This window comes from Mesorhizobium prunaredense (assembly GCF_900156895.1).
Lineage (GTDB): Bacteria > Pseudomonadota > Alphaproteobacteria > Rhizobiales > Rhizobiaceae > Mesorhizobium > Mesorhizobium prunaredense.
On sequence record NZ_FTPD01000015.1, the window covers coordinates 178018 to 199649 of the forward strand.

Consider the following 21632-nt stretch of genomic DNA (forward strand, 5'->3'; position numbering starts at 1 on the left):
GACTGATTCTGCTCATCCTGGCGGCTCCCTTGATGAAATTCGGTCCGTGTACCGGATACTGTTCCCTTGGAGCTTGCCCGCTATAAGGAAGGGTTGCTCCGTTCTTTCAGCCAGTTTGACTGTTCTGTATCCGCATAGTCGTCGAAATTTGGCCCTCGGGCGGCAGGAACTTCTGAAAAGAACGTCAGGTTCGGCATTTCACTCTGCTCCCGCTCCGGCGCAGAAACCGGGATCAGACAACCAGGTCCTTCTTCCGCTAATTTGTGCGCGACAGGCCTTGCGTCACTGCGCGCCGCGTCCCGAAAAGCCCATGCCGCAGATCACGCGACTGGATGAAGCGTACTCCTGCTTGCCCCGGCGAGGTTGGGCGCCAGCGAGCGCTTTTTCGGCAACAATTGCCTGTTCTATGGCCTGCAAACCGCAGGAAATTCCGTCCAGGCATGAACTCCGCAGCCTGCCTCTGCGGGCCGCAGGTTAGGATGCTTCAAATTACCGGAGTCCCATCCATGCCCGCACCGCTCATTCACATCGATTCCAGCCCATCCCTGCCTCGCGAGGCGGACGTCGTCGTCATCGGCGGCGGCGTGGTGGGCGTGTTCACGGCCTATTATCTGGCGCGACGGGGCGTCAGCGTTGCCCTGCTGGAGAAGGGGCGCGTTGCCGCCGAACAGTCCAGCCGCAACTGGGGCTGGTGCCGTCAGCAGAACCGTGACGCACGCGAGTTGCCGATGGCAACCAAGAGCCTCGATCTATGGGAAAAAGTGGCGCAGGAGACCGGCGAGGACACCGGCTTCCGCCGCTGCGGCCTGCTCTATCTCTCGCAGGACGAAAACGAGTTGGCAGGCTGGGCAAAGTGGCGCGATTTCGCAAGGACGGTTGGCGTCACGACGCATGTGCTGAGCGCGGAAGAAGCCACCGAACGGGGCAAGGCGACCGGCCGCAAATGGAAAGGCGGCGTGTTCTCGCCAACTGACGGAACGGCGGATCCTTCAAAGGCGGTGCCGGTTGCCGCGCGCGGCATCATGGCGGCCGGCGGCACCGTACATCAGAATTGCGCGGCGCGCGGGCTGGAGCTGAGCGCCGGCCGGGTCAGCGGCGTCGTTACAGAAGCCGGAACCATCCGGACAACGACCGTGGTCATGGCCGGAGGCGCGTGGGCTTCTTCCTTCTGCAACCAGCTTGGTATTCGTTTCCCGCAAGCTGCCGTGCGTCAGTCCATTCTAGCCGTAGCGCCGGGCGCAAATGGCCTGCCGGATGCCCTGCATACCGCGCGCGTCTCGCTGACGCGGCGCGGCAACGGTGGATACGCGCTGGCGATCAGCGGGCGGGCGCGAGTCGATCCAACGCCGCAGCAGCTCAGGTTCAGCCGCGAGTTCGTGCCGATGTTCGCCCGCCGCTGGCGCAGTCTGGCACCGGGAGCGTTCGAGGGCTGGCGTCAAGGTCATGAAAGCCTGAGGAAATGGGCAGTTGACGACGTGACACCAATGGAACGGAATCGGATTCTCGATCCGAAGCCTGACATGAGGCAGATTCGCCTGACATATCAAAGAGCCTGCGAATTGCTGCCCGAACTCCAGCGCGTCGCGATTTCTCATGCTTGGGCGGGCTATGTCGACAGCACGCCCGATGGCGTCCCGGCAATCGGTGAAGTGGAGGGGATTCCGGGCTTCCTTCTCGCCGCGGGATTTAGCGGTCACGGCTTCGGGATCGGGCCCGGCGCTGGGCATATGATCGCCGATATCATTACCGGCAGCGAGCCGATCGTCGATCCGCGTCCCTATCGGCCGGAGCGTCTGAAGACAGCTGCGTGGGGCAAGGTCGCTGAATTCTGACTAGACCAATTTGCCAAGGTACAATCGGTCGCACACGAGATCGAGGCCGCGAGCTGGCCAGCACTGAAAACAGGGAAAGTGACGATGCGCGAATATGAGATTGCCGCCATTCCTGCCGACGGCATCGGCCCAGAGGTCATTGCCGCCGGTCTCCAGGCGCTTGAGGCGCTGCAGCAGCGCTGCGGAGATTTCAAACTGCGCGTCCAGCACTTCGACTGGGGCTCAGACTACTACAAGGCGCATGGTCGGATGATGCCCGAAGATGGGGTGGCGCAACTGAAGCGCTTCGACGCTATCTTCTTCGGCGCGGTAGGCGCTCCCGACGTGCCCGACGACATCACGCTCTGGGGCCTCCGGCTGCCGATCTGCCAAGGCTTTGATCAATACGCGAACGTGCGGCCGACAAGGATATTGCCCGGTATTGTTTCGCCGCTGGCGGGCGTTGGCCCTGGCGATCTGGATTGGGTGATCGTGCGGGAGAATTCCGAGGGCGAGTATTCGGGCCACGGCGGCCGAGCCCATCGCGGCCTCCCCGAGGAGGTCGGAACCGAGGTCGCGATCTTCACGCGCGTCGGCGTCACCCGCATCATGCGCTATGCATTCCGGCTGGCGCAGTCACGCCCGCGAAGGCTCCTGACAGTTGTTACAAAATCCAACGCGCAGCGTCACGGCATGGTAATGTGGGACGAAATCGCAGCCGAGGTGGCGCCGGAATTCCCGGACGTCGCGTGGGACAAGATGCTGGTCGATGCCATGACAGTGCGTATGACGTTGAAACCTCGGAGCCTGGATACGATCGTCGCCACCAATCTTCACGCCGACATATTGTCAGACCTTGCAGGCGCGCTCGCGGGCAGTCTCGGCGTTGCACCGACCCCCAACATTGATCCCGAGCGGCGCTATCCCTCGATGTTCGAGCCAATTCACGGCTCGGCATTCGACATCGCCGGCAAGGGTATTGCCAACCCGATCGCCACCTTCTGGACCGCCGCCCAGATGCTCGAACATCTGGGCGAGAGCGCAGCGGCCGCCCGGTTGATGAGCGCTGTGGAAACGGTGACGAGTGAGGGCGTGCTGACGCCGGACGTGGGAGGGACAGCGACCACGCAGGAGGTGACGGACGCCGTCTGCCGGACGATCCGCGGTTCGAACGTTTGACAGGTATCCAATGAAGCTCGACAAGATCGACATCAAGATCTTATCCCAACTGCAAAAGAATGGGCGGGTCACGAATGTCGAGCTTGCCGACCTGGTGAACCTTTCACCGAGCCCTTGCCTGATGCGGGTGAAGAAGCTTCAGGCGGAAGGCTTCATCACCGGCTATTCCGCCCAGATCGATGTGTCCAAGCTCGGGCAGACTCTGACGATCTTCACCGAAGTCACGCTCAAGCACCATCAACAGAACGACTTCGCCAGATTTCTCACCGCAATTCAGAAGGTCGATTCTGTTATCGAATGCCATCTGGTTTCAGGCGGTTACGACTATCTTGTGAAGTTTGTCACAGGGGGCATCAGCGAGTACCAGACGATCATGGAGCGCATGATCGAATTGGATATCGGAATCGACAAATATTTCAGCTTCGTCGTGCTGAAGTCACCGATCGTCAAATCCCATTTGCCTCTCGACATCATTTTCGACAGGTGAGGCGCTCCGCGGTCTTGGACCTGGAGAGCCGCACGCCAGCGCTCCCTCTTGCGATGACAATGATCATCCCTTCATCGCTGACCGCACGTCGTTGTCTTCGAGGGTTTGATCCAACGTCATCCGGGTACGTTCGAGGATTCCATCAATATCGTCCTCGGTGCAGCAGAGCGGCGGCGCAAAGCCGAGGATGCCGCTGTTGAAGGCGCGGATGACAAGGCCGTTCGCCCACGCGCGCTCGAAGATGCGGCGTCCCGGATCGGCCGCCGCCGGCAGTGGCGTCTTGCGCTCCTTGTCGGTGACCAACTCGATTGCTGCCAGCATGCCGCGGCCGCGAACGTCGCCAACCAGCGGGTGGTCGGCGAGCGAGCGAAGGCCTTCCATCAGGCGCTTGCCGGCCTTGCGCCCGTTCTCGAGCAAGCTGTCTTCGTAGAGACGCAGGCATTCGAGCCCGACTGCCGCGCTCACGGGATGGGCCGAATACGTATAGCCATGGCCGACAGGCGCTTTGCCGGCTCCGTCCGCGATCGTATTGTACACGCGGTCCGAGATGAAGACGGCGCCCATCGGCACGTAGCCCGAGGTCAGTCCCTTCGCCGTGGTCATGAGATCCGGCACGACATCGTCTTCCTCACAGGCGAAGAGAGGGCCGGTACGGCCAAAGGCAGTGATGACTTCGTCGACGACGAACAGGATGTCATGTTCCTTGCACACGGCGTGCAAAGCCTTCAGCCAACCTGTCGGTGGAACGAGGACACCGCCCGAACCCTGGATGGGTTCGGCGTAGAAGGCCGCAACGCGGCCAGCACCGAGTTCCGCGATTTTGGCGCGCAGGGCCGCGACCGATGCATCGATGATCGCCTGCGGGTCGGAACCGACCGGATTGCGATAGGCGTAGTGCGAGGGAATCTTGTGCTGCCAGTCGTAAGGCACCCCGAAACCCGCATGGAAAGCCGGGATCGCGGTCAGGCCTGACCCTGCCGTCGAGGAGCCATGGTAGCCATGCTCGACCGAGATGAACTGGTCCTTCTGCGGCGTGCCCTTGGCATGGTAGAAATAGCGGATGAAGCGGATCGTGCTGTCGATTGCGTCGGAGCCGCCAAGCGTGAAATAGACATGGTTCAAATCGCCGGGCGCAAGTTCGGCAAGCCTGGCAGCAAGGCGAATGGCAGGCTCGGATCCCAGCCCGAAATATCCCGTCGCATAGGGAAGCTCTCTCAGCTGCTTTGCGGCTGCTTCAACGATACTTTCCTGGCCATAGCCGAGGTTTACACACCATAGACCGGCGAATCCGTCCAGCAGGGTTTTCCCGCTTGCATCGGTCACCGTTGCGCCCTTGGCGGATTTGAGCACCCGCACGCCCGTCTCCTCGTGGCTCCGATAGCATGAAAACGGGTGAACCAGATGTGCGCGATCGAGTTCGATCAGTGAATTTGCCAGCATTTCTTCCTCCGATTCAACCGAGTGCCTGTTTTAACCAAGCGCCTGACTGACCAACGCATATGTGCGGTGATGCGCGGGCTTGCTTTCCTGGTGCGTGGCCATGGAGCGTCGCATCGTGATCCCACCGCCGACATGCGCGAGCCCACGCCCGGTGAGCCATCCAGCAAGATCCGTTGAGACGTCGGTATCGACACGGACGAACTTGCCCTGATGATGGGCGAGCAGAAAGTCGATCAGTGCCTTGGCCTCGGTACCGTTTCTCGCCACCACCGGGCCGATGACCAGCCCCCGGCCGAATGGCCGGATGGCGGAAAAGGCCTGGATATCGCCGTCATCTCGAATGACAGCGAGCTTCGCGCGCTCGAAAACCCGTTTCATCAGCGCCGATCGGTCATGGCCAAATGCCTCGCGATCCAGCACCTCGAGGCGGGCAAGATCGCCGCTCTCTGCCCAAGATACACCGGCCGGCGCCGAAACTGCCAACGCCTCGCCCTGATGCTGCACGATCTCGCCAGTCGTGACGAAGCCCAGCTTCTCATAGAGCGGCAGGCCTTCCTGTGTCGCCGTCAGGCAACAGGTGCGCTCACCCGCCTGGGCCAGCGCCTCTTCCATCATCTTTCGGCCGAGCCCGCGGCCGCGCATCGCCGCATCGACGATCACCATGTTGATGGCGGCAGCATTGTCGCCGTAGGGGGTCATCATGATGGTCGCCACCACGCGTTCTTCTTCCAGGGCGACGATCCCCCGGCTGACCGACTGGGCCAGTTCCCAATCCTCGCGACGATGCGGCCATTTGACTTGGCGAGACAACTCGACAGCGCCTTCCAGGTGCCCCGGTGTCATCTCTTCAAGGATGATCTGTTGTGTGGTCATGATGAATTTCCAGCCTTCGTCTTCAGGTGCTAACGGTAGACCACCAAAGACAGCACTTCCTTCCAACCAGCAGCCAAGCGCGACGCGTTTTCACTATCCTTCGCCGCTGGTGCCGCATCTTCTGCCGAAGCAAGGCCGACAGGCCGCGCCGCTGCCAAAGCTCGAAAGGACACCTGGCGCAACTCTCTGCCAAACCGGCGATGCAATACGAAACGATCTGCTTCAGGTCGCCGCGAATGCGGCCGTTAGTCTTCCGGATCTCCGATTATGGTCATTGTGGTACAGGCACGCTGTGCCGAGAAAACCAGGAGGATTGTCGCCATGTCGACGTTCAGACCGAAATACATCACCTTCGACTGCTACGGCACGCTCACCAATTTCGATATGGCCGGCGCGGCGCGGCGCGTCTACGGCGAGCGCCTCTCCCCTGAGGCAATGGCCGGCTTCGTGGAGGCTTTTAGGGGCTATCGCCTTGACGAGGTGCTGGGGCCATGGAAGCCCTTCCTCGAGGTGGTGCAGAATTCCATCGAACGCAGCTGCAAGCGCATCGGCATCCAGTTCAAACCCGAAGACGCCCAACGCATTTATGACGAAGTGCCGACCTGGGGTCCGCACCCCGACGTCCCGGCTGGCCTGTCCAGAGTGGCCAAGGAAATCCCACTGGTGATCCTGTCCAACTCCATGAACAGCCTGATCATGTCGAATGTGGAAAAGCTCGGCGCGCCCTTTCACACCGTCATCACCGCCGAAGAGGTTGGCGCCTATAAGCCGCTGATGAAGGGCTTTGAATATATGCTCGACAAACTCGGCTGCGGCCCCGAGGACATCACTCATGTCTCCTCCTCCTTCCGCTACGATTTGATGACCGCCTACGATCTCGGCATCAAGAGCAAGGTCTGGGTGAACCGCGGCCACGAGCCTGCGAACCCCTTCTACGAATATACCGAGATCAAGGATATCGGCGGGCTGGCCGCCGCGGTCGGCCTGGAGCCCGTTCGGGAAGTTGCATGAGGCCGGCGGGCCTCCGGCATGGCGGCATCGAATATCGAATCGGGTAGGAGGGAGCCTTTCGGCGTTCCTCCTCCCACACCACCGTGCGTACGGTTCCGTACACGGCGGTTCGTGTCGCGCTCGGCTTGAGGTCCTCAATGCCCGCCGCCCTATTGGCGCCCAGCCTTATCTTGCGGGTTCCGCCGGCTACTTCCGGCTAAGGCCCTCTCGCGAGGTATCTGCCCAAGGCGGTCGGAAATGAAGTCCGACCTCCATCGACACGTTCAGCCCTTCACCGGTTGGTCCGGCTACTACGGCCTCTGCTGACTCCTGCCGACCCATCCCGGCGCCTCTCGGCGGCGGTAGCACACCTGTCTCCAGGGGCAGGCCGGCAGACCTCCCAGGGTAAGACGCGTGACCTTCGTGCCATATACCTGTCGCATCTACGGCCGCACCCTCCGGGTGATGTTGGGCCTCGGGCTTCATTGCCCCCTCGCCCGGATGCGGCCGCCTCATATGCGCTTGCTGTTCGTCAGGCCGCAGCTTCCTTCAGACCCCGCCTCGCGACGACGCCCTTGCTGTTCGGCTAGCGGTTCCCATCACCAGGGCCCGCAGAGGACTTTCACCTCCAAGTCATCGACCGGATACCATCCCGACCAAACGGTGCTTGCGCACCACGCGCCATGCCTGGCGCACAATGAGAAAGGGCGGTTTCGACCGCCCCTTTCTCATTCTGGTGCCGCTGTTGCGACTCCGGCAAAGCCTACTGGTTCAACCCGCCGACATGAAGCGTCTTGACCTCGAGATATTCTTCGATCCCGAGCTGCGATCCTTCGCGCCCCAGCCCCGACTGCTTGACACCGCCGAATGGCGCGACCTCGGTCGAAATCAGGCCTGTGTTGAGCCCGACCATGCCGAACTCCAGCGCCTCGGCGACACGCCACGACCGTTTGAGGTTGTCGGTGTAGAAGTAGGCGGCAAGGCCGAACGGCGTACCGTTCGCGATCGTGATAGCCTCTTCCTCCGTCTCGAAGCGAAAAAGCGGCGCCACCGGACCGAAGGTCTCTTCCGATGCCAGGAGCATCTCGGTAGTAGCCTCCCCCAGGACGACGGGCCGTGCATATTGCCTGCCGTCGGGCACTGCCTCGCTTTGGGCGAGGATCTGCGCGCCTTTCGTCTTCGCATCCGCGATGTGACGCTCGATCTTGTCGATCGCGGCCGCGTTGATCATCGGGCCGATCTCAGTGCCCTCGTCGGTCCCCGCGCCAACCTTCATCCGGGTGACGCGCTGGCTCAGCTTTTCGGCGAAAGCGTCGTAAACGCCTTCCTGCACGAGAATCCGGTTCGCGCAAACGCAGGTTTGACCGCCATTGCGGAACTTGGATACGATCACCCCTTCAACTGCGTTATCCAGATCGGCGTCGTCAAAGACGATAAAGGGCGCGTTGCCGCCAAGCTCCAGGCTCAGCCGCTTGATGCTATCGGCCGCGCCACGCATGAGCAGCGCACCGACGCGGGTCGAACCGGTGAACGAGATCTTGCGCACCGTCTCGTTGGCCATCAGCTCTTTGCCGATCTCTCCCGGCATGCCGGTCACGATGTTGATCACGCCGGCAGGGATGCCCGCCCGCTCCGCCAGGACGCCGAGCGCCAGCGCCGAAAAGGGCGTGAACTCCGACGGCTTGATCACCACCGTGCAGCCGGCGGCAAGGGCGGGCGCCACCTTGCGCGTGATCATCGCATTGGGGAAATTCCACGGCGTGATGATGGCACAGACGCCGACTGCTTCCTTGAGAACCAGAATGCGGCGATCGGCGGTGGGTGACGGAATGGTCGAGCCACCGATGCGGCGCGCCTCCTCCGCAAACCATTTCACGAAGGATGCGCCGTAGCGGATTTCCGCCGACGCCTCGGCAAGCGGCTTACCCTGCTCCAGCGTCAGCAGAAGCGCCAAATCCTGTTCGTGCTGGCGAATGAGGTCGTGCCAGCGCTCCAGCAGTCTCGCACGCTCGGCATGGGTCGTCTTCTTCCAGCTTTTGAATGCCTCGGCCGCAGCACCGATCGCGGCCCTGGTCTCGTCGCCGCCCATATCGGGAACGCTGCCAAGAACATTCAGGGTGGCAGGGTTGGTGACATCGACGACGACCTTTGTATCCGCTTCCCGCCACACACCGCCAATCAACGCCTGCTGGCGGAACAGATCCGCATCGTCAAACGTGCCAATCTTCGTTATCGCATTCATGGTCTTTCCTCTGCCCTTTCAGCTCAATGCCGCAAGCACGGCTTGCGTGATTGTTTCAGTCCGGTCCTTGCCTGCGATCGTGCCGATGCCCCGCGCGGTTATGGACTCGATTGCCGACATCACTTGTGCCGCAGCATGCCCCTCGCCCAGATGCTCGAGCATCATCGCACCGGACCAGATCGCGGCGATCGGATTGGCGACGCCGAGATGGGCGATGTCGGGCGCCGATCCATGGACCGGCTCGAACATGGAAGGCGCGCTGCGATCGGGATTGATATTGGCAGAGGCGGCGTAACCCAGCCCGCCCTGAATGGCCGCTCCAATATCCGTCAGGATATCGCCAAAAAGGTTTGAGGCGACGATCACGTCGAGGCTTTCCGGCGCCAGCACCATGCGGGCAGCAATGGCGTCGATGTGGTAGTGCGAGACCTCGACATCGGCATAGTCCTTCGCCACCTCGCGCGTGACCTCATCCCAGAAAACCATGGAATGTTTCTGTGCGTTGGATTTGGTGACGGATGCGAGCTTCTTGCGGCGCGCCCGCGCTTGTTCGAAACCGAACCGGATGATCCGTTCGACACCCGCGCGCGTGAAGATTGATGTCTCCACCGCGACCTCATTGGCCGTGCCGGAATGAACGCGCCCGCCGGCGCCGGAATATTCGCCTTCCGTATTCTCGCGTATGCACAGGATGTCGAAACCATCGGAGCGGAGGGGTCCCTGAACGCCCGGCAACAGCCTGTGCGGCCGTATGTTGGCGTACTGCGTGAACCCTTTCCGGATCGGCAGAAGCAGTCCGTGAAGCGATACTGAGTCGGGCACTTCCGCTGGCCAGCCGACAGCGCCGAGATAGATCGCGTTGAATTTTCGAAGGGTCTCGATGCCGTCTGGCGGCATCATTGCGCCGGTTTCCAGGTAGTAGGCGCACGACCATGGGAAGCGTGTGCCATCAAGGGCGAAACCGCCCCGTTTGGCCGCGGCCTGCATCACCTGCCATGCCGCCCCGGTCACGTCCTTGCCGATGCCGTCGCCGGGGATGAGCGCTATGTCATAGGTCTTCATTGATCGAGGTCCTCATTCGCACCAGCGGAACAATAGTGGATGGCGCGCCGCATTTTTCGTCGAGGATGAGCGGCCCGACAGCGTCGAATCGCGTCGGGCCGAACTTGGAAAGTCGATTGTTCTGGAACCGCCGCGCACTCTACTCGGCCGGAGCTTGAGCACTGAACTCAGTCGTAAACGCAGACGTAGATCTTGCGCACGGTCTCAATCGTGCGCCAGACGCCGACGAAACCGGGCTTCATCACGAAACTGTCGCCGGCGCGGTAAGTCTTGGTCTCACCGCCCTTCTCCTCGATTTCGACGAGACCCGAAATGATGTGGCAGAACTCGTAGGTGGTGCCCTTGATCGAATGCGTCTCGCCGGGGGTCGCCTCCCAGACGCCGGTCAGAACCTTCTCACCTTTCGAGGCGTCCTGCGCCCAGGTCTTGAAGGATGGAGTGCCGGAAATGAGCCGCTCCGGCAGCGGCAATGCCTCCTTGGGCGTGAAGGCGGGATTTGTGTCGATCGTGGTCAGCAGTGACATGTTGGGTTTCCTGGTTAGTAGCCGAGTGTCCGATCGACGAGGCCGATCAGTTCTTCGCCGGCGCGGTGGCGCCGGACGTTGTCCACGGCGGCTTGCGCCGCCGTATGCGGTTGTGTCACCGAGGCAATGTGCGGCGTTATCATCACCTTCGGATGCGACCACAGCGGATGGTCTTCCGGGAGCGGTTCTGGATCAGTGACATCAAGCATCGCCGCAGCTACGTGACCGGTGTCGAGCGCGTCGATCAGCGCAGCCTGGTCGAGTTGCGGACCCCTGCCGACATGCAGCAGCCGCGCCCCGGCTGGTAGCAAGGAGAAGAGTTTTGCATCGAGAATGCCGCTGGTTTCCGGCGTCAGCGGCAGCAGGCAGACGAGAATGTCCGTCTGCTTCAGAAAGCGGGGCAACTGATCGACGCCGTGAAAACAGGCGACGCCCTCTATCCGCTTTTCGCTGCGGCTCCACCCGGCAAGCGGAAACTGGAACGGCTTCAGGCGCTCGATTGCCGCCTGCGCCAGCATGCCAAGACCAAGAAGACCGACCCGGCGCTCGGCCGCCTGTCGAGCGGCAATCGGTTGCCAGAGGCACCTTTTCTGCTGCTCGAGATAGGCGGGCATCTCCCGGTGGAGCGCCAACACGCCAAGCGCGACGTATTCCTGCATCATGCGGATGATGCCGTCCTCGACCATGCGCACAAGCTTCACATGGCTTGGCACCACGTCCTGCTTGAACTGGTCGACGCCGGCTCCGATCGAAAACAGCACTTCCAGATTGCGGTAGCGCGAGATGTCGTCCGGCACCGTCCAGGTGATGAGATAGCGCACCTTCTCCGGCTCGATCTCCTCGCCGGAATGGAAGAATTCCAAATCCGGGAGTTCGCGCGCGAAGATTTCGCGGAACACCGCAGCACGCGCCGCATCGGAATTGAAAAGAAATGCCATGGAACCTGCCATCCCTCAGGCCGCGAGACGCGCGCCGAGATCCTCGATCATGCGCTGGCAGGCAGCAAGTTCACCGATCTCGATGTATTCATTGGGTCGATGCGCGCGGGAAATTTCGCCAGGGCCGCAAATGATCGCATCGATACCGGCCTGCTGATAAAGCCCGGCCTCCGTGCCGTAACTGACCGCCGTGAGCGGCTCCTGCCCCGTCAACTCGGTCAGAACGGCCGCTAGCTTGCTCCCATCCGCGGGCGCAAGGGCGGGATAGGAACTCAACTCGTGCCAAGCCACCTCGAAGCCGCCGTCGCGCAGATCGAAAAGCCGGGCTTTGACTGGCTCGAGCAGGGCTGCTGGGGAAACGCCCGGCACGGCACGCACTTCGATATCGGCTGTGCAGTGGCCAGCGATGATGTTGACCGCCTGTCCACCGGCGATGACGCCCACCTGCAAGGAAGAATATGGGGGCTCGAAATTTTGATCGAGAGGGCCGCCGGCGAGCGATTGGCCGTAGGCCACGGCGTGCGTGATGACGCCGGCCATGGCGTGCACGGCATTGAGGCCGAGATCGGGGCGTGACGAATGGCCGGATCGCCCGATCACCTCGAGCCGCGCGGCGGCCTTCCCCTTGTGCGCGCGCACAGGCTGCATCCGGCTCGGCTCGCCGATAATCGCGCCAAGCGGCCTCTCGCATAGCGTCGGCAACGCAGCCAAGAGATGCGGCGCGCCACGGCACCCCGCCTCTTCGTCGTAGGAGAATGCGAGATGGACCGGCTGCCGCAGGTTCATTGCCGCAAGTCCTGGGAGCGCGGCCAATGCGCAGGCGAGAAAGCCCTTCATGTCGGTGGTGCCACGGCCGTAAAGCCTGCCGCCCTCGCGACGCAGGACGAACGGATCCGAGCTCCATTCCGGCTCGCCGGCCGGCACGACGTCCATATGTCCGGAGATGATGTAGCCCCGACCGGCACGCGGGCCGACCGTGACGAACAGGTTGGACCGGTCGCCCTCGGGACCGGGCAGAACCGTCACCTCGGCTCCAGCTGCCTGACAGTAGTCGGCGATCCAATCGACGATCTCGCCGTTTGGCGTGCCCACAACGGAGGGAAATGCAATCAGGGTCGCGAGGATTTCTTCCACGTTCATGGCGGTCCGCTCAGCTTGCACACTATCACCGGTGCGACCAGCCTATCCCTGCGCAGCAGTGTTCCCTGCCGAATCGCGTCGTGCTTTGGCTGAAGATTGCGAAAAAACGCATCGAACCAGCGAAACCTGCTGGCGTTCCCCTGTAATGCTGCGGCAAATGAAGCCTGTCGCAAACATGGCTATCGGCGCCAGGATTAACACCGCGTGCCTTTTGGCATCCGTTGAAGGACTTGGGGCTTTCGTTGAAGGAGCGGATCGACTGAGATGCAGAGATCAGTACGCCTGAAATCCTTTGAACTGGTCGCGCGCGACATCAATGATGTCGATGTTGATCTGCTGCATGCACTATCGATTTCGGTCCGCTGGCCGCATCGCCCCAAGGACTGGGATTTGTTGCGCCGCGCCGGCCACGGCATCGTCGCCGTTGACGGAATTGGGCGCGTCTTCGGAAGCGCGATGTGGTTTCCCCAAGGGGATGATTTTGCCACGATTGGCCTGGTGATCACGACGCCTCGCGCACAGGCGCAGGGAGGTGGCCGATGGCTCATGGACCAGGTCCTCGAGCAGTGCGGGGATCGCAATCTGGCGCTGAATGCCACCCATGCCGCCTATCCTCTGTATATTTCACTGGGCTTCACGAGCGAGGCGATCGTCTACATGCGCCAGGGCGAGATCCCACAAAAACTCCCGCCAATGCCAGCTCTGGATGGTGAGCTAAGTGAGCTGCCCAGCGGCAGACTTCGCGAGATCACCGAACTGGACGCGCGCGCATTCGGGACAAACCGTGCAAGGCTGCTTGCGTTGCTCTCGGAGGATGCCTCGACAGCTACGTTGAGCCGTGGCGGCGAGGTCGTTGGCTATTCCATGTGCCGCGAGTTCGGGCGCGGCCATGTGATTGGTCCCACAATAGCCCGAAACGACCAGGACGCGGTCCATCTCACAGCCGTCCATCTGAACAAGCTGGCAGGTCGATTCGCCCGCGTCGATACGCGCGAGAAGGATGGCGTGTTTGCCGAGTTTCTTCAGCAGAGCGGCCTCGGCATTGCCGAGACCGTGACGACGATGTCCAAAGGCCGCCGCTTCCTGAACCGCGAAAGCAACGAGCCCTGGGTCTACGGATTGGCCAGCCACGCCTGGAGCTGAATGCAAGCACGCTGTCAAGCGGCAGAGGTGCGGGTTCCGCGTTGCGCAACGCGATCTGAACGAACCTTGTCGCCCAACGGGCTGAACCCTACGCGCTCACGATCTTGCCTTGGCCGACAGCGAAAGCTGTCCAACTCGCCTGGACGCGTCGGGCAGCCCAGACGCATATCGGCGCGTATAGCAGACCCGATTAACAATACTCGTGTTCTACGCTGGTAGTGAGCCCCTCAAAATCGGGTTCGCCGGATCGATGCGAAGATCAACGCGTTCATACGATCGTTTCGCGACGGGGCGGTGCGACTACCGCTGTCGATTTCGTGAAGCAACGGCGCAGGCATGAACCAGCTTGAGGGCGCGAGGGGGCTGCCGCCATCCAGAGATCGTTTGACGCCTCCGAATCGTTGACCACCTGCGCGGAATATTGAGGCGCGCCAGATAGACGTCCGCTGGTACTCGAAATCAGATTCCCACCTGGCACACGGTGGACCGCGTCAGGAACCGTGTCTCGCGGCCGTTATCGAGTGAGAACATGCCACCGCGTCCGGGCACAACATCGATGACGAGGTCGGTGTGCTTCCACGCGTCGTATTGCGCCGCGCCGATGTAAAACGGTGCGCCGCCGATCTCGCCGAGCAATACGTCGCTGTCCCCCAGTGCGAAATCACCCTGGGGGTAGCACATTGGCGAGGAACCGTCGCAGCAGCCGCCCGACTGGTGGAACAGCACCGGTCCATGCTCGGCGATGATCTTCGCCAGGAGCTCCAGCGCCGCCGGCGTGGCGCTCACCTTGCCGCCGACCTCGACCACCATGGCTCAGGCCGCCAGATCGAGGACAATTCGGCCCTCGATCTGCCCCTTGCGCATGCGCTCGGAGACGTCGTTGATGTCCTCGAGCCTGGCGCGGGCCTTCATGGTCTTGGCCATGTCGAATTCCTCCTGTCGGTTGTCGTCGATGGGGCGGGCGGACCCGCCCCATCACCTGGATCAGAAGAAGCCGAGCTTCTTCGGGCTGTAGCTGACCAGCATGTTCTTGGTCTGCTGGTAGTGGTCGAGCATCATCTTGTGGGTCTCGCGGCCGATGCCGGACTGCTTGTAGCCGCCAAACGCCGCGTGCGCCGGGTAGGCGTGGTAGCAGTTGGTCCAGACGCGGCCCGCCTGGATCGCCCGGCCGAAGCGGTAGAGCCGGTTGGCGTCGCGGCTCCAGATGCCGGCGCCGAGGCCGTAGAGCGTGTCGTTGGCGATCGACAACGCCTCGTCGTCGTCCTTGAAGGTTGTCACCGAAACCACCGGCCCGAAGATCTCCTCCTGGAAGATGCGCATCTTGTTGTGACCCTTGAACACCGTCGGCTTGACGTAATAGCCGCCGGCGAGATCGCCCGGCAGCTCGTTGCGCGCGCCGCCGGTGAGCACTTCGGCGCCTTCCTGCTTGCCGATGTCGATGTAGGACAGGATCTTCTCGAGCTGCTCGGACGAGGCCTGCGCGCCGATCATCGTCGCCGGATCCAGCGGATCGCCCTGGACGATCGCCTCGACGCGCTTCAGCGCCCGCTCCATGAAGCGGTCGTAGATCTTTTCGTGGATCAACGCCCGGCTCGGGCAGGTACAAACCTCGCCCTGGTTGAGTGCGAACATGACGAAACCCTCGATCGCCTTGTCGAAGAAATCGTCGTCCTCGGCGGTGACGTCCTGGAAGAAGATGTTGGGCGACTTGCCGCCGAGTTCGAGCGTTACCGGGATCAGGTTCTGGCTGGCGTACTGCATGATCAGCCGGCCAGTGGTCGTCTCGCCGGTGAAGGCGATCTTGGCGATCCGGTTCGAGGAGGCGAGCGGCTTGCCTGCCTCTAGGCCGAAGCCGTTGACGATGTTGAGCACGCCCGGCGGCAGCAGGTCGCCGATGAGGTCCGCCCAGAGCATGATCGCCGCCGGGGTCTGCTCTGCGGGTTTCAGAACCACGCAGTTGCCGGCCGCGATCGCGGGGGCCAGTTTCCATACCGCCATGAGCAGCGGGAAGTTCCACGGGATGATCTGTCCGACGACGCCCAACGGCTCGTGGAAGTGATAGGCAACGGTGTCGTGGTCGATCTCGGAGAGGCTGCCCTCCTGGGCGCGGATCGCGCCGGCGAAGTAGCGGAAGTGATCGATGGCCAGCGGCAGGTCGGCGGCGGTCGTCTCACGGATCGGCTTGCCGTTGTCCCAGGTCTCGGCGCGCGCGAGGAGATCGAGGTTCTCCTCCATGCGATCAGCAATGCGATTGAGAATCAAAGCGCGCTCGGCCGGGCTGGTGCGGCCCCATGCGTCCTTGGCGGCATGGGCCGCGTCGAGTGCGGCCTCGATGTCCTTGGCGTCGGAACGGGCGACTTCGCAGAGAAGCTGACCGTTTACCGGCGAGAAGTTCTCGAAATACTTGCCTGAAAGTGGCTCGGTCCATTTGCCGCCAATGAAATTGCCGTAACGCTTGTCGAAGGGCGCCTTGACGGAGCGTGAGAATTCAACCTTGTTCATGATCAACCTCCCGAAACAACGCCGCGGGATGCGGCGCTTCGGCGGAAAGACTTGCCGCATCTGCCCGCTCGCTGTCACGATGGTGAGAACAGTGGACCCGCAGGACGTGTCGCAAAACTGCGACAGTCATGCCGGGATTCGAAAAGATCAGTGCGATCTATGCAGATCGAGGCGGTTGAGCTTCCGGTGGAGCGTCGCACGGCTGATCCCAAGCGCCGCGGCCGCGGCCGAGACATTTCCATCGGTCCGGGCCAGCACCCGTTGCAGAGCCCCGCGCTCCGCCTCGGCGAGGACTTCGGTGACATTCCTCGCCCCGCCAAGCAGATCGGCCGCGGGGATCGGCTTCCGCAGGCTTTTTTGCGTGATTCCCAACGCCAATCGCGCTAAGCGGGTCGCGCCGACCACAAGGTCGTCCGCATCGACCGCGACCAGTCCGCCCGAACCTTTGTCGGTCATTGGCGCGAGCAGAATGCGCGCCTTCGGGAATGCCATCTTGAAGTTCTCCGCCTCGATGCGTCGTGCGGCGTCGACCACAGCCACCGAAATAAGATTGGCGAAAGCTTCGGTTAGATCTGCCCGGCAGGAAGACACGTCGAGGGCGGCGACGAGGTCTCCCTCGTGATCGTAGATGGGCGCGGTGATGCAGCTCAGGGCTGTGTTGCGCGTGTGAAAATGCTGGTCGCGATGGATCGTCAGCACGCGCTGCTCGACAAGACAGGTGCCGATGCCGTTGGTGCCCTCGCTCTCCTCGTTCCAGACTGAGCCTGTCCACAACCCCCAGGAGTGAAACGTCTCGTCATCCGCGGGTGCACCACGTCGTTCGATCGGCACGCCCTCACGGTCGGCGAGAAGCACGCAGCATCCAACACCTCCCACCGCCAGGTAGAGTCTGTCGAGGCTTGATTGGGCAGCTCGGATCAGCGGTTCGATCCGTTGCCTGGCGTCGATAAATTCGGCCTCGGTCAGGTATCGCGGCGGTTTGGGATCGGTTGGATCGAGCTTATGCAAATTGGACGAGCGTCGCCATGAAGCGACCAGCGCCGACTTCGCCGCGGCATCCGAAATGATTGCGGCCTGTATGCGATCGGCATGATGACCGGGTAGAACCTCACCCATGCTATCCTCCCAAATCCCGACTCTTTCCTTTCAGTTCCTGGATCAGGTCCGTGTTACGTCGGGGTTGCGTTGGCAGCGCCTATCTCCGCTTCGATCGAACCCTCTGTCAATTGCCCAGAAGAACCAGGCGCCTCGGATAGCTCGTGTAGCGCGGGGCGCCGAATGCCGTTCGATGGGTGCTTGATCCATTGCGGGCTCCTTGCGCCAGCGTTATCCGGCAACGGCCGGAGCTCTCTTGACATGGATCAAACGGGCGGCTCTGGATCGGCTACGTCTGCGGCAATATGCGGACCTTGTTCGCCACGCTGGCATTCGGCGCCGGAGTGTCCGATATTCACGACAGCGCCATGGACACGAACCGCAAGGACATACACAACTCCGACATTCCTGTGCTTTGCCGGAGCTGCGAGGCCCGGCACAAGGGAATGTGCGGCGTGCTCGATTCGGCCGAGCTTGTTGCGCTTTCTCGTCACACGCGCCTGGCCCGGCATTCTGCCGGAAAGGAACTCGCCGCGGAGGGCATGCCAGTCGAGTCCTATGCGAATGTAATGCGGGGCGTCGTCAAGCTGACCAAGGTGCTGGAAGACGGCCGCCAGCAGATCGTCGGGCTGCAGTTCGCCCCGGATTTCCTCGGGCGACTTTTCGCGCCTGACAGTGCCGTAACTGCCGAAGCTGCGTCCGACGTCGATCTCTGCCGCTTGTCGAAGAGTGGTCTGGAACGGTTGATCGCGGAGAACCCCAAGCTGGAGCGTCGGTTAATGGAGCAGACGCTCAGGGAACTCGATGAAGCCCGCGAATGGATGGTCACGCTGGGGCGGAAGACAGCTGCCGAGAAGGTCGCCAGCTTCCTTTATCTCATCGCCACGCACCTCGATCCTTCGGCGGACAGCGAACAGAAGGGCCGCAAGTTTATTCTGCCTCTCACGCGCGGTGACGTTGCCGATTTCCTCGGGCTGACGATCGAGACCGTCTCGCGGCAGTTGTCCAGGCTCCGCGCGGAGAAAGTCATTGCAATCAGCGCAGTGACCCAGGTCGATGTGCCCGATCTCGAGCGGCTCAGGAAGCGTTGTGGCTGAACGGATGGACCAGCGCCAGAAGCGGAACGAGGATTTCCTTTTCGAACGCCACGTGAGCGGCCCTGCGGCATCGGCGAAGCATCGTTCCACGCCGTGAGCCTTGGTTGCCCAAAGCTTCTGTGTCGTGACGGACATTGCCGCGGTCGGCCTTGCGGAGACGCGGGGGCGTTGTGGTCTGGCGCCCTCGAGCGAGGCTTCCGTCCTCTCTTTCAAGCCTGCGCTGATCGCAAATCTTCCGGTCGCTTGCGGGCGACAGGGCAAGATGAGCTTGAACTCGCCGGCTTTGAGCTTCGAATCCAGCAGGTTCACGGCCGTTGCGAGGCGGTCTGCGTATTTCAGGATACACATAAGAAAAGCGGACCCCGCAGGGTCCGCTTTTCCGCTCACCGGGGGCTTGGGGGGCCGGTAAGCTAACTTGCCCGTGAAACGCTCAAACTATAAGTGGCTTCCGTCGCCGTCGAAACTCACATCAAATCCGACATCGATCGCACTTTTCGCAATCAGGTCGCCAAGCTCGTGATCGGACAACTCGCATTGCGGGACGCGCTTTCTGACGACGTGGATAGCGTCGAGAGTGGAAACGGTTTGAAACTCCGAGTTGTCGATCAGGTACTGAGTAATGGTTCGTCGAATTTGCGGCGAGACGTACTTTTGCCTGAGCGAAGTCATTGCAAACTGCTTTCCGAGACACGCGCAAACGATCCGTCGTTTGCGGTCTCGATTTTCGATGTACTTGTGATACCATCGAAGGCAACGGAAATATTACGTCGAATTGACGCGGCGGCGACGAGGTCCGCGATTTCCCTATCCGAAGCCGCGCACTTAGGCAGCAACGTTCGGATAGCTCGGATGCCGAGGGTGGTTGATACGAACTGCGATTTGCCTCTGAAGGCGACGTAGGCTTCGGCAACGCTTTCGAGGGTGCGAACGATTTGCGATGTGCGGATCATCAAGATGACCTCCTGAATCCGAGCCTTCACATCAATTTATGGCACCGCCAAACAGAAATTAAAGGCTCTGTTCGCGATCGAACATTTGCTAGGCAGATGGCGCGCCCAGGTATCGTGCTTCCTCCGGTCCATAGGCCCCGCCCGTTAGCTTCATCAGCCCGGCGCGATCAACGATCGTGATCTCCGCACGTTTGGCGTGAATGAGACCCCGGTATTCGAGCATGTTGAGGGCGAGGGTGACCCCCGGCCGGCGAGCGCCAAGCATTGTCGCGAGGAATTCATGCGTGAGTTGGAGCTTGTTTCCGTCAACCCGGTCATGGACCATCAGCAACCATCGTGCCAACCGCTCTTCGATTTTCGAGTACCCATTGACCAGCGCCGTCCGGGAAGCTTGGGCCAAGAATGAGTTCGCATAGCGAAGCAGCGACGATCGGAGTGTAGGGCTCTTCGACATTGCTGATCGAAGATTGTCGGCAGGCATTTTGGAACCTGCGCTTGCGACTTGAATGTAGGTCTCATTGGGCGGAGTGCTGTCGCCGAGCACGACGGTCATTCCGGTCATTCCATCGCGGCCAATGATACCCACCTCTATCTGCCGATTTCCGCTCATGGTCGCGACGACGGATGCAATTCCCCACTCCGGAAAATAAACGTCTTGGATTGGCTCTCTAGCCTCCTCCAAGCTTGTTTTGATCGCGAGTTCGACGTGTCGAAGAGAGGGCTTCAAAAGCTCGAAATCCTCTTGCGAGAGGCTTTTCAAAAGTTCATTGCGAAGGCTTGATTGGGGCATCGCTCTTGTCCCGTTTGCGGGTAAGAGCAAGTGCCTCTCACTGTCAGCCGAATCCGTAAAAACGACGGCTGATGTCCAACCCTACACCTTCCAACGGCGATTGGCGAATTCGCTGAGGAGAGCAATTTTTCGTCGCGTCGCGGCCTGGCTACAGTGGAGCACTGGTCGGCAGAGCGGGATGCCTTGGAGCAGCTTCCCCGAACGAAACCGGACGTCGATTCATCCGACACGCAATGGCAGCCCTCAGGCGCAATCCGATGGGTCGGTCAATTTCGGCTTTCCACTCGATGGAGCTTTATATAGCTGTTCCAGTTTTGGGCCGGAAGCAGTCGGTCCCCTTGTGGCGCAGGAAGAAGGATAGCGTAAGCTCAACCTCCAAGGGCCGATGTCGTGAGTTGACCGAACCGGAAGTTCGATCTACGCCGCTTGGTGCCATATGCGGGCGTGGTACACCGCCTCCATCCGGGCCTGGAACTCTGTGTGCGTCACGCGCGCCTGGCCCGAACGCTCAGCCACCGATCATCCGGCTTTCCGATGCACCGACGTACCTCGCTGACGATCCAGCCGGCGTCTGTGACTGCAGACCGCAGGGCAGACTCGCGCCAGTACGTCTCGACGTAGCGCCGAGGCGCTGCAGCGCTGCCTTGTGTGGACACATCCTTGCCATCGCCCTCTCTAACCGAGGCGTGCAGTCGGCCACCGGGCCGGGTCGCCTCGGCAAGCCGTCCAAGCACCGTGCCGAAATCCTCGCGCGCGACATGGATCAGGCAGGCACAGGCCCAGATCCCGTCGTACGGCGTGCCGGGACGCTGCGGGTCGGCCAGGTCTTCGGTCAGCGGGTCCAACAGGTCGGCCTCGAAGCCGCTCTCGCGAAGCAGTTCGACGAAACCCTTCGAAATGTCGGTGCGCCGGACGCTGATCCCCCGCTTCTCAAGCTCAAGTGCATCTCGCCCGCCACCGCTTCCGATCTCCAGCACCCTGCCCGAGCCACCCAGCCCGGTCACGAACGCATCGATCTCGGTCGCGACCCATTCGGGCATCGCCGCGGCCTCGGCAGCGTACTCCGCCGCGACCGCATCATAGGACCGCACGGTATCCCGGTCGGTGCTCATCCTGGCGCTTCTCCTTCAAGACAAGAGGCCCGATGAGCGAGAGCCCATCAGCCCGTTGCGCCCCTTACACTTTCGGCGGTTGGTGACATCGCGGGCGATTTGCTTCCCAGCCGTAACGGAAATTCGATCTTTGACACTACCGGGCAGCCACGCTGGTTGACACTTCGAAGCGACGTTTGGTCGGGAGTTGTCACCGAGGGACATTGATCTGAGACAACGACGATTGTGTGCGACGCGCGCATTGTGAGACTTCGATG

20 protein-coding genes are annotated in these 21632 nt (G+C 61.7%); 6 read left to right on the forward strand and 14 right to left on the reverse strand.

The window, feature by feature from the left end; genetic code table 11:
• The first annotated feature begins 506 nt into the window (after window positions 1-506).
• The 3 genes from BQ8794_RS13770 to BQ8794_RS13780 all read left to right on the forward strand — a co-directional run bounded on the left by BQ8794_RS13770 (window position 507) and on the right by BQ8794_RS13780 (window position 3477).
• Window positions 507-1832 (forward strand): NAD(P)/FAD-dependent oxidoreductase, encoded by a 1326-nt coding sequence (locus tag BQ8794_RS13770; RefSeq protein WP_077378236.1) that lies wholly within the window; start codon window positions 507-509, stop codon window positions 1830-1832.
• 84 nt (window positions 1833-1916) lie between these two features.
• On the forward strand, window positions 1917-2990 hold the full coding sequence (locus tag BQ8794_RS13775) for a tartrate dehydrogenase (protein ID WP_077378239.1): 1074 nt from the start codon (window positions 1917-1919) through the stop codon (window positions 2988-2990).
• Window positions 2991-3000: 10 nt separating this feature from the next.
• Window positions 3001-3477: an Lrp/AsnC family transcriptional regulator gene (locus BQ8794_RS13780; RefSeq protein ID WP_077378242.1), complete on the forward strand. Its 477-nt coding sequence runs from the start codon at window positions 3001-3003 to the stop codon at window positions 3475-3477.
• Window positions 3478-3540: 63 nt separating this feature from the next.
• On the opposite strand, the gene BQ8794_RS13785 is transcribed toward BQ8794_RS13780, so the two are convergent.
• Both BQ8794_RS13785 and BQ8794_RS13790 read right to left on the reverse strand, forming a co-directional pair.
• Window positions 3541-4917 carry an aspartate aminotransferase family protein gene (locus tag BQ8794_RS13785; protein ID WP_077378245.1) on the reverse strand — a complete coding sequence of 459 codons (1377 nt, stop codon included), beginning with the start codon at window positions 4915-4917 and terminating at the stop codon, window positions 3541-3543.
• A 30-nt stretch (window positions 4918-4947) separates the two neighbouring features.
• Window positions 4948-5790 carry a GNAT family N-acetyltransferase gene (locus BQ8794_RS13790; RefSeq protein WP_077378248.1) on the reverse strand — a complete coding sequence of 281 codons (843 nt, stop codon included), beginning with the start codon at window positions 5788-5790 and terminating at the stop codon, window positions 4948-4950.
• A gap of 321 nt (window positions 5791-6111) precedes the next feature.
• Here BQ8794_RS13790 and BQ8794_RS13800 point away from each other — a divergent pair, with 321 nt between their 5' ends.
• Entirely contained in the window at window positions 6112-6801 is a 690-nt protein-coding gene (locus tag BQ8794_RS13800; protein ID WP_077378251.1) for a haloacid dehalogenase type II, read from the forward strand.
• Window positions 6802-7543: 742 nt separating this feature from the next.
• Here the strand turns inward: BQ8794_RS13800 and BQ8794_RS13805 are convergent.
• From BQ8794_RS13805 to argE, 5 genes are all read right to left on the reverse strand, one after another.
• Window positions 7544-9022, reverse strand: a complete 1479-nt coding sequence (locus BQ8794_RS13805) for an NAD-dependent succinate-semialdehyde dehydrogenase (RefSeq protein ID WP_077378254.1) — start codon at window positions 9020-9022, stop codon at window positions 7544-7546.
• A gap of 18 nt (window positions 9023-9040) precedes the next feature.
• Window positions 9041-10084, reverse strand: a complete 1044-nt coding sequence (locus BQ8794_RS13810; protein ID WP_077378258.1) for a tartrate dehydrogenase — start codon at window positions 10082-10084, stop codon at window positions 9041-9043.
• A gap of 167 nt (window positions 10085-10251) precedes the next feature.
• A complete protein-coding gene (locus BQ8794_RS13815; protein ID WP_029352600.1) occupies window positions 10252-10608 on the reverse strand; it encodes a cupin domain-containing protein in 357 nt (118 codons plus the stop codon).
• Between the two features lie 14 nt (window positions 10609-10622).
• Window positions 10623-11546, reverse strand: coding sequence for a 2-hydroxyacid dehydrogenase (locus tag BQ8794_RS13820; RefSeq protein WP_077378411.1), 924 nt, complete (start codon window positions 11544-11546; stop codon window positions 10623-10625).
• 15 nt (window positions 11547-11561) lie between these two features.
• Entirely contained in the window at window positions 11562-12686 is a 1125-nt protein-coding gene (gene argE / locus BQ8794_RS13825; RefSeq protein ID WP_077378261.1) for an acetylornithine deacetylase, read from the reverse strand.
• A 264-nt stretch (window positions 12687-12950) separates the two neighbouring features.
• On the opposite strand from argE, the gene BQ8794_RS13830 reads away from it, so the two are divergent.
• A complete protein-coding gene (locus tag BQ8794_RS13830; RefSeq protein ID WP_077378263.1) occupies window positions 12951-13829 on the forward strand; it encodes a GNAT family N-acetyltransferase in 879 nt (292 codons plus the stop codon).
• 459 nt (window positions 13830-14288) lie between these two features.
• Here the strand turns inward: BQ8794_RS13830 and BQ8794_RS13835 are convergent, their stop codons facing one another.
• The 3 genes from BQ8794_RS13835 to BQ8794_RS13845 form a co-directional block, all read right to left on the reverse strand.
• Window positions 14289-14639, reverse strand: coding sequence for a DUF779 domain-containing protein (locus BQ8794_RS13835; protein ID WP_077378266.1), 351 nt, complete (start codon window positions 14637-14639; stop codon window positions 14289-14291).
• 174 nt (window positions 14640-14813) lie between these two features.
• Window positions 14814-16331, reverse strand: coding sequence for an aldehyde dehydrogenase (gene adh, locus BQ8794_RS13840; RefSeq protein WP_077378269.1), 1518 nt, complete (start codon window positions 16329-16331; stop codon window positions 14814-14816).
• Between the two features lie 147 nt (window positions 16332-16478).
• Window positions 16479-17447 (reverse strand): GAF domain-containing protein, encoded by a 969-nt coding sequence (locus BQ8794_RS13845; protein ID WP_077378272.1) that lies wholly within the window; start codon window positions 17445-17447, stop codon window positions 16479-16481.
• A 347-nt stretch (window positions 17448-17794) separates the two neighbouring features.
• Between BQ8794_RS13845 and BQ8794_RS13850 the strand changes: the two genes are divergently transcribed.
• Window positions 17795-18523, forward strand: a complete 729-nt coding sequence (locus BQ8794_RS13850) for a Crp/Fnr family transcriptional regulator (protein WP_244554951.1) — start codon at window positions 17795-17797, stop codon at window positions 18521-18523.
• 435 nt (window positions 18524-18958) lie between these two features.
• On the opposite strand, the gene BQ8794_RS13860 is transcribed toward BQ8794_RS13850, so the two are convergent.
• The 4 genes from BQ8794_RS13860 to BQ8794_RS13875 all read right to left on the reverse strand — a co-directional run bounded on the left by BQ8794_RS13860 (window position 18959) and on the right by BQ8794_RS13875 (window position 21375).
• On the reverse strand, window positions 18959-19192 hold the full coding sequence (locus tag BQ8794_RS13860) for a hypothetical protein (protein WP_077378278.1): 234 nt from the start codon (window positions 19190-19192) through the stop codon (window positions 18959-18961).
• Window positions 19189-19473, reverse strand: a complete 285-nt coding sequence (locus tag BQ8794_RS13865; RefSeq protein WP_077378417.1) for a hypothetical protein — start codon at window positions 19471-19473, stop codon at window positions 19189-19191. The genes BQ8794_RS13860 and BQ8794_RS13865 overlap by 4 nt, the downstream gene beginning before the upstream one ends.
• A gap of 88 nt (window positions 19474-19561) precedes the next feature.
• Window positions 19562-20263, reverse strand: coding sequence for a Crp/Fnr family transcriptional regulator (locus BQ8794_RS13870; RefSeq protein ID WP_077378281.1), 702 nt, complete (start codon window positions 20261-20263; stop codon window positions 19562-19564).
• Between the two features lie 485 nt (window positions 20264-20748).
• On the reverse strand, window positions 20749-21375 hold the full coding sequence (locus BQ8794_RS13875) for a class I SAM-dependent methyltransferase (protein WP_077378284.1): 627 nt from the start codon (window positions 21373-21375) through the stop codon (window positions 20749-20751).
• Between the last annotated feature and the right edge of the window lie 257 nt (window positions 21376-21632).